9 protein-coding genes are annotated in these 7,443 nt (G+C 50.3%); 6 read left to right on the top strand and 3 right to left on the bottom strand.

The genetic code is table 11. The features are described from left to right. Positions 1–403: 403 nt before the first annotated feature. The 3 genes from CZ787_RS11170 to flgA form a co-directional block, all read right to left on the bottom strand. Positions 404–853 (bottom strand): flagella synthesis protein FlgN, encoded by a 450-nt coding sequence (locus tag CZ787_RS11170; protein WP_087109128.1) that lies wholly within the window; start codon positions 851–853, stop codon positions 404–406. 11 nt (positions 854–864) lie between these two features. After that, positions 865–1,131 carry a flagellar biosynthesis anti-sigma factor FlgM gene (gene flgM / locus CZ787_RS11165; RefSeq protein ID WP_087109125.1) on the bottom strand — a complete coding sequence of 89 codons (267 nt, stop codon included), beginning with the start codon at positions 1,129–1,131 and terminating at the stop codon, positions 865–867. Between the two features lie 85 nt (positions 1,132–1,216). Next, entirely contained in the window at positions 1,217–1,816 is a 600-nt protein-coding gene (gene flgA, locus CZ787_RS11160) for a flagellar basal body P-ring formation chaperone FlgA (protein ID WP_406565427.1), read from the bottom strand. A 300-nt stretch (positions 1,817–2,116) separates the two neighbouring features. Between flgA and flgB the strand changes: the two genes are divergently transcribed. Genes flgB through flgG form a run of 6 tightly spaced genes read left to right on the top strand, consistent with a single transcriptional unit; the run spans position 2,117 to position 7,420 of the window. Then, positions 2,117–2,548, top strand: coding sequence for a flagellar basal body rod protein FlgB (gene flgB / locus CZ787_RS11155; protein WP_087109121.1), 432 nt, complete (start codon positions 2,117–2,119; stop codon positions 2,546–2,548). Between the two features lie 27 nt (positions 2,549–2,575). Then, a complete protein-coding gene (gene flgC / locus CZ787_RS11150) occupies positions 2,576–2,986 on the top strand; it encodes a flagellar basal body rod protein FlgC (RefSeq protein ID WP_087109119.1) in 411 nt (136 codons plus the stop codon). 2 nt (positions 2,987–2,988) lie between these two features. After that, on the top strand, positions 2,989–3,681 hold the full coding sequence (locus CZ787_RS11145; protein WP_087109117.1) for a flagellar hook assembly protein FlgD: 693 nt from the start codon (positions 2,989–2,991) through the stop codon (positions 3,679–3,681). 36 nt (positions 3,682–3,717) lie between these two features. Continuing rightward, positions 3,718–5,814 carry a flagellar hook-basal body complex protein gene (locus CZ787_RS11140; RefSeq protein ID WP_087109115.1) on the top strand — a complete coding sequence of 699 codons (2,097 nt, stop codon included), beginning with the start codon at positions 3,718–3,720 and terminating at the stop codon, positions 5,812–5,814. A gap of 31 nt (positions 5,815–5,845) precedes the next feature. Next, positions 5,846–6,604, top strand: coding sequence for a flagellar basal-body rod protein FlgF (flgF, locus tag CZ787_RS11135; RefSeq protein ID WP_087109113.1), 759 nt, complete (start codon positions 5,846–5,848; stop codon positions 6,602–6,604). A gap of 33 nt (positions 6,605–6,637) precedes the next feature. Further along, positions 6,638–7,420 (top strand): flagellar basal-body rod protein FlgG, encoded by a 783-nt coding sequence (flgG, locus tag CZ787_RS11130; RefSeq protein WP_087109111.1) that lies wholly within the window; start codon positions 6,638–6,640, stop codon positions 7,418–7,420. The last annotated feature ends 23 nt before the right edge of the window (positions 7,421–7,443 follow it).

The raw sequence follows: 7,443 nt of genomic DNA, 5'->3' as shown, positions 1-7,443 counted from the left end.
CCGATGGTAGTGTGGGGTCTCCCCATGCGAGAGTAGGTCATCGTCAGGCACTTATTGTGAAAAATCCCCCGGGGCTTGCGCCTCGGGGGATTTTTTTTTGCGTGTAAGAAAAGTAGAACCCATCACTATTCAATAGATTTTCTTTCCTAATCCTAAAAAGCTACCAGTATCGGCAGGCGTGAAAGCATTTACGTGCATGAGCGCCTAGATGGGGGGAGGTTACGCAGTTAACCGTTAACAAGCGTGGTGCGGTTGAGGCTAAAAGCCCATTCATTACGGCATGACCGGTGCTGCCGTTGGCCCTGGCAATTGGAGCGGTATAACGTTCGGACAACTGAGCCAGTAATAAAAAGGTAGGCTTTTATTGAAGTTGTAGAAGGGATACTTGTCTAAAGGGGATAAACTAGGCGGATGCGTTGATTCTTCCCGACTGCGCGCTATTACGCCCATCAGGTTTATAGAGTGTTTTTTCCGCAATTTGGCGTATATAGTCCAGCATTTCCTGATTGTGCTTCATGCGTACCGACAGCATTTGACCGGTTAGTTCGTTCATACGCGCAACACGCTCGCTCTTTTCGAGTAGCGTTTCCCAAGCCGTTTGACAGCCAGCATCACGAGCAGCCAAGCGTGCCCCATTGGCGTTGTCTTCATAGCCAAGTCGCTTTTGAACATTGCGGCGTAGCGTTTCAATGCGCTCTATATCGGCCAGCAGCGCTTGTTTACCTTCTGCTGTATCGGTAAGCGCTTTTCCGTCAATGTCACCCTGCGTTAAGAGTGTTTGCTCACTCGATAATAGCGCCACTAGCTCATCAATACGTTGCTGCTGGTCGGAAAGCAAATGGGCAAGGCTCATAATACGCTACCTTATAACTCTGAAAGATTGGCAATCAAGCCATCTGCAATACGGTCAGCTCGAATTTCAAGACGGCCCTCACGAATAGCGTCGCGAATCTCTTGAACTTTTGCCATATCGATATCCTGCGTATCATCGAAATGAGAATGGCTAAGCTGAGTAGATTCACGCGTTTGACCAGCGACTTCAGTCGCCTTGGGGCCGCCCATCTTTTGTGTTTCATCACGTTGCTGCGCTTGGTTCGAGCGTAACAATGAATTGAGGTTATCAATGTTCACGTTGTGTGCCTTATGGTCAACGTCTGTGTATTCGGCGTCAGTGATAACAACTATCGGCCCTGGTGGTTAAAACTTTAGACCAGATCTAAAAATCCACCACTAAAATGCCTTGTTCATTAATTCGTGCCGTTACTATTTCACGGGTATCAAAGCGCACGCGAACCTGGTCTCCTACCCCTCCGCTTTCCAGCACTTCTCCCTCGCGTGAAACGCGAAAAGCATTGCCTTGAGCGATGACCGTAACCCGCTGACCGCGCTCAACAACCGAAGGCGTTTGTAAGAAGTGGGTTAAAAAGGTACTGCCACTTCGAATCTGCCGCTGAGCAACCTTGCCAACAATTTCTTCTTCATTGGTTAGGGCCTGCGACGAAAGCTCCCCCAAATTACCACTTTGCTCAACGAGCATATCAGGGGTAATCAGCGTGCCGCGATTAATATCGTGTTGGGCTACCCAATAGTTGCCAATAACATCAATTTGGGCCTGCAAATAGCGCACTTGCTGATGTGTTTCACCGCAGCGAACACCTACCGAAACACGTCCTAGTGGTGATTGACCCGCATTGGGCAAAAAAGGTTCCGGCTGAACGCAGAGCGGTAAGTGAGGAGAAGGAGGGCGCACATCAATGACCACCTCCTCTCCTAGAGGCTGCGTTTGTTGATACAAAAACTGATGCACTTCCTGCATGAGCGCATCGTCTGCCTGTGCGCTTGAGAAACACGCCAAACAGGCCACCAGTGAAAAATAGCGCGTGAGCAGTGCTGAGAAGCAACGTTTTATGTGCAGCGGATGTGACATGGCGGGGCAGCTCAGCAGGCGGGGGATAACGAGATTTAGTCAGTAAGTGTAGCGAAAAAGAAGTAGATGAAACAGACGAAATGCTGGTGTAAACGCTAGCTGTTCCATGCTTTGGGCTGACAGCCGTAAGCGTATTCTTCACCATCGATAAATTTAATTTTTTTGCCTCCCGGCGAGCGAGGGCGCGGCATGCTTGATCAACTAGAATCTGCCTTTAACTACCACCAGCAGGCATTAGGCTTGCGTCAATCGCGTCATGAAGTGCTGGCCGCTAATATTGCGAATGCCGACACGCCAAATTATAAGGCGCGGGACATTGATTTTGCCAACGAGCTTAAAAAAGCCGTTGACGGTGGCGTTTCACAACAGGGCAGCCAAGGGGGGTTAACGCTCGCTCGGACGTCTGGACAGCATTTGGCCGGTGCCGGGCCTGCTTGGCAAGGCGCCGGTAATGCGGCGTTACTGTACCGAATTCCTTCCCAGCCGAGTCTGGACGGCAATACGGTTGAGATGGATCGCGAGCGTACTCAGTTTGCTGATAATGCCGTGCGTTACCAAGCGGCGCTTACGATCATGAATCGCCGTATCCAGGGTCTAAAAAACGCAATGCAGCCTGAGTAGGCCAGCAAACTGCGTAGGAGATAACTAATGTCGATGTTTTCAGCGTTTGATGTTGCTGGCTCTGCCATGAGTGCTCAATCCCAGCGAATGAACGTCACCGCCAGCAATATGGCCAACGCCGATAGTATTGCCGGGCCTGATGGTGAAACATACCGCGCGAAACACGTGATGTTTGAAGCGCAGGCACAAAACACCCGTTTTGGTATTGGTGGCGTGAGAGTCTCCGATATTGTGGAAGACGACTCACCGCTGCGTCTGGAATACATGCCCAATCATCCCGCAGCTGATGAAGAGGGCTATGTGGCCAAGCCCAATGTAGAGCCTGTGCATGAAATGGTGAATATGATTTCCGCGTCCCGCTCTTATCAGGCGAACGTAGAGGTATTCAATACCACAAAACAGATGATGATGCAGACGCTGTCACTGGGTGAGGGATAAGCATGAGTACTATCGATGCAAATGTCGTTAACGCTGTGAATAGTGGTGGCTCCAACGGTCTATCGGCTCGCCAGTCAGACGAGCTTCGCAATAGCTTTATGACCCTGCTGGTCACCCAGTTACAGAACCAGGATCCGCTGAATCCAATGGAAAACGCGGAAATGACCTCGCAGCTGGCGCAAATCAACACGGTAAGTGGCATTGAAGAGCTGAATAGCACACTTGAAGGTATTACCAGCCAAATGGATGCCAATCAGGCGTTACAGGCCGCAGGATTGATTGATAAGGCTGTATTGGTGCCTGGCAATAACGTGATGGTCAGTGTTGACGAAGAAAGTGGCTCTTACGCGACACCATTTGGTATTGAGCTGGATAGCGCTGCTGAAAATGTTGAGGTAACCGTAGTCAGCAAAGCAGGCGAGGTAGTTTATACCAAGGATCTCGGTGCTGTTGCTGCAGGTGTCGAATCCTTTAGCTGGGGTGGCTTAACCAACGATGGCGTGGCAGTGCCGGAAGGTGCCTACCGCGTTAACTTCAAGGCGATGAATGCAGACGGTGAACTTCTTGAGTCACGAGCGCTTAACTATGCGCTGGTACAAGGGGTATCGCCAGGAGCTGGTGGCAGTGATGTTCGCCTGGATTTGGGAGCTGTTTATGGCCAAGTGGCTCTTGATCAAATTAAACAAATTCTTTGATTATTCGCTAAACAATATCTTTTTCAGGGGAACATCATGAGCTTTTCACAAGCACTTAGTGGTCTGAACGCTCAGCGTGAGAAATTAGGCGCGATCGGTAACAACATTGCTAACTCGCAGACAGTCGGTTTTAAAAGTTCAAATGTACAATTTGCCGACGTATTTGCTGAATCACGCATAGGGCTTGGTGTACGCACATCTGCCGTATTGCAAGATTTTACCCAAGGCAATGTTGAGTCTTCATCACGTAATATGGACTTGGCCATTTCAGGGGAAGGATTCTTCCGCTTTCAGCAGCCCAATGGTGAAGTGGGTTACTCACGTAACGGCCAACTAACCATGACGGCGGACGGACGTTTAGTAAATGCCCAAGGCGCGCAAATCATGGGGTACGCAGCAGACGCTGAAGGCAATGTACAGGCAGGTGGCGCTGTGCAAGCATTGGCAGTAGATGCGGGGAACTTGGCTGCTAATGCGACTACTTCTGCATCTACCTCTCTTAATTTGGATTCACGAGTGCAGGCCGGTACTGGACTACAGCAAGTACAAGTAACTACTGATTTGATGAACCCTGATAATCCAACGAGCCAAGAAGACCTGAGCTATAACTTTAGCTCTAACTTTACCGTCTATGACTCATTGGGTAATCCAAGAAATATGACAGTTTATTACGAAAAGCGCCCAGAAGCTGAAAATAGCTGGTTGGGAAAAGTAGTAATGGATGGGTACTACAGTACGAACTCGGATCCTGTTGGCTTGGCCGCAGGCAGTGTGGTTGAGGGAGTTGTTGATGCTCAAGAAGTTGTTAAAGACTCGTACGATAACCTGCTAAGTAGCATGTCCGATGTTCAAACTGATTTGCAAAGTTTGCAAACAGCCATTGAAAATGCCGCTACCACAGCAAATACTAATGGGGCTACTCAAGAGCAGGTTATTGCAGCTGTAAACAGTGCCGCACAGAGTTTTGCCTCAAGCGCAGGTTTTTCTCTGAGTGAGGTTTTGGATAAATACCTAAATGGTCAGCAAGTAACACCTGGGGCTAATGCTGTCTACGCAGCTTACATTGCTGAAGTTCAAGCGCAGATGGATGGCGCTACCGACGCAGATGGCGTTGTTACTGCAGCAACATCTATTGATCCATTAAATGACCCTTCAACAGTTGGAGCATTTAATAACTTCATTGCAACTCGTCAAACAGCGATTGTAGGTGAAGCGCCTGTGCAGTTGGCTTCTGCAGTTCAGAGTGCAACCGACCTTATTGTTAATGCAGCTACAGGCGGTGATATCGCTGCTCAAAATAACGCAGCTCAAGCGACAGATTTGGAGGCAGACGCAAATACTATTGCGGAGATCCAAGCAGTTGCAAACAATCTCGCACAACAAGCTTTAGTTGGTGTTAATGATCCGGACGTTGCTGACGCTGTGAATAACGTAATAGCCGCTACAGCATCCGCAACAGGGTCAATTTCGGCAGTCGTGCAAGCTGCACAAGCTGCAGATCCGGGAGAAGCTTTTGAGGCCTATGGTGTTAACGATTTTGTTATTGAATTTAATCAAAACGGTACCTTAAAGCGAGTAGGGCAGCCGCAGCTGGCTGACGGTGGTGGTGTAGAGTACGTAGATGTAGCCAATAACCGCCCAAATATTAATTATGCCAGCGACCCTTCTACTCCACTTGGGGGAGCAACTGAAGCGCTTAGCTTTGATATAAACTTGGCGGGTAGCACTCAGTTTGGTAATGCCTCGGTAGCCAATGATGTATCTCAAGATGGGTATGCATCCGGCTCTTTAGTTGGCGTTACTATCCAGGATGATGGCACCATTATGCGCAATTACTCTAATGAGCAATCGCTTGCTGCGGGCCAAGTAGCTATGGCGAGTTTTCGTAATCCAGAAGGGTTGAAGCCAGGCGGCGATAACCTTTGGACGGCCACAGCCTCCTCTGGTCAGGAACTGGTGGGCGCTCCAGGGACAGGAATGCGAGGCTTAATACAAGCTGGCGCCACTGAAACCTCCAACGTTGATATGGCCCAGGAACTGGTGAGTATGATTGTCGCTCAGCGCGCCTATCAAGCCAACTCACAAACCATCAGCACCCAGGATGAGCTCCTGCAAACCATTATTAACCTTTAATAATGGGCTTTTCGTGTAAGGAGTAAATCACTTGGATCGGATGCTATATACCGCCATGAGCGGTGCTAAAAACGCCATGGATCAGCAGTCGGTGGTCAGCAATAACCTAGCGAACGTGACCACCACCGGCTTTCGTGGGCAGCTTCAGGCGGCGCGCTCGGTGCCTGTGCAAGGCGAAGCGTTCTTGGCAACGCGTACGTCTGTCATGACCACTACGCCAGGAAGTGATTTTTCACAAGGCCCGGTTGAGTTTACCGGGCGTGCACTGGATATCGCGATGCAGGGTGATGCCTGGATGGCGGTGTTAGCCGATGACGGTACGGAAACCTACACACGCCGTGGCGACCTGCAACTGGATAGTGATGGCGTCCTGCTAAACGTAGGGCGTCCAGTGATGGGCGATGGTGGTCCTATTGCGGTGCCTCAAGGAGCGCAGGTATCCATCGGCGCTGACGGTACGATCAGCGCTATTCCTGAAGGCGAGGGCCCAGAAGCGCTCGTTGATGTTGGCCGGATCAAATTGGTAACGCCTGACGAGCAGGCTCTGACACGCGGTGACGATGGCTTATTTCGTGCTCCGCTCAATGACGAGGGAGCACCTGGTGTGCTGCCAGCAAACGAGGATGCTCGTTTGGTCAGCGGTGCGCTTGAAGGCAGTAATGTCAGCGCGGTGGATGCCATGGTCGCGATGATTGATGTCGCGCGACGTTACGATATGCAAATGAAAGTGCTCAGCACCGTTGATGAGAATGCTCAGCGGGCCAACAGCATGCTCTCTATTCAGGGCTGATAGCAGCCGCCTAACAAGGGAACACGAACACTCATGATTACTTCTTTGTGGACTGCTAAAACCGGGCTTGAGTCTCAGCAAACGAAATTGGATGTTATATCCAATAACCTGGCCAACGTTAGTACCAATGGCTTTAAGCGTTCGCGCCCCGTGTTTGAAGACTTGCTGTACCAAAATATGCGTCAGCCAGGTGCACAGAACAATATCCAGGACCGACTGCCTTCAGGTATGCAGGTCGGTACCGGCGTTCGCGCCGTGGCCACCGAGCGTTTACATACTCAAGGTGGCCTGGAGCAAACCGAAAACTCGCGTGACCTTGCTATCAACGGCGAAGGTTTTTTCCAAGTGCTGTTGCCTGATGGTACAAGTGGCTATACCCGGGACGGAAGCTTCCAGCTCAACGAAAATGGTCAGATGGTAACGGCGAACGGCTACCCGCTGGAGCCAGCTATTTTTGTGCCGGAAAATGCCTTGGCTGTGACTATCGCTGAAGATGGTACGGTAAGTGTTCGTCAGCCAGGCGTTGCGGTAGACAACGACATTGGCCAAGTTACGCTGACATCGTTTATTAATCCCGCTGGTTTAGAAAGCATAGGTGGAAACCTTTACTTGGAAACCGGTGCCTCCGGTGCTCCCAATGAAAATATACCGGGTATTAACGGTGCCGGGCGCTTGTTCCAAGGCTACGTCGAGACCTCGAACGTGAACGTTGTGGAAGAGATGGTTAGCATGATCCAAACCCAGCGCGCGTATGAGATTAACAGCAAAGCCGTATCTACCAGCGATGAAATGTTGGCACGTTTGAGCCAGCTATAAAGAGCGCGTTGAGGTTTATTGAA

The organism is Halomonas citrativorans, assembly GCF_900163645.1.
Taxonomy (GTDB): Bacteria; Pseudomonadota; Gammaproteobacteria; order Pseudomonadales; family Halomonadaceae; genus Vreelandella; species Vreelandella citrativorans.
The sequence above is the reverse complement of the archived record's forward strand: the minus strand, read 5'-3'. Positions and strand labels throughout refer to the sequence as shown.

What these genes read in the sequence shown, in the direction of transcription:
- flgA (WP_406565427.1), bottom strand. Translation starts at nt 1,816, where the DNA reads ATGCAGGAAGTGCATCAGTTTTTGTATCAACAAACGCAGCCTCTAGGA.
- CZ787_RS11140 (WP_087109115.1), top strand. Translation starts at nt 3,718, where the DNA reads ATGAGCTTTTCACAAGCACTTAGTGGTCTGAACGCTCAGCGTGAGAAA.
- CZ787_RS11145 (WP_087109117.1), top strand. Translation starts at nt 2,989, where the DNA reads ATGAGTACTATCGATGCAAATGTCGTTAACGCTGTGAATAGTGGTGGC.
- flgC (WP_087109119.1), top strand. Translation starts at nt 2,576, where the DNA reads ATGTCGATGTTTTCAGCGTTTGATGTTGCTGGCTCTGCCATGAGTGCT.
- flgB (WP_087109121.1), top strand. Translation starts at nt 2,117, where the DNA reads ATGCTTGATCAACTAGAATCTGCCTTTAACTACCACCAGCAGGCATTA.
- CZ787_RS11170 (WP_087109128.1), bottom strand. Translation starts at nt 853, where the DNA reads ATGAGCCTTGCCCATTTGCTTTCCGACCAGCAGCAACGTATTGATGAG.
- flgG (WP_087109111.1), top strand. Translation starts at nt 6,638, where the DNA reads ATGATTACTTCTTTGTGGACTGCTAAAACCGGGCTTGAGTCTCAGCAA.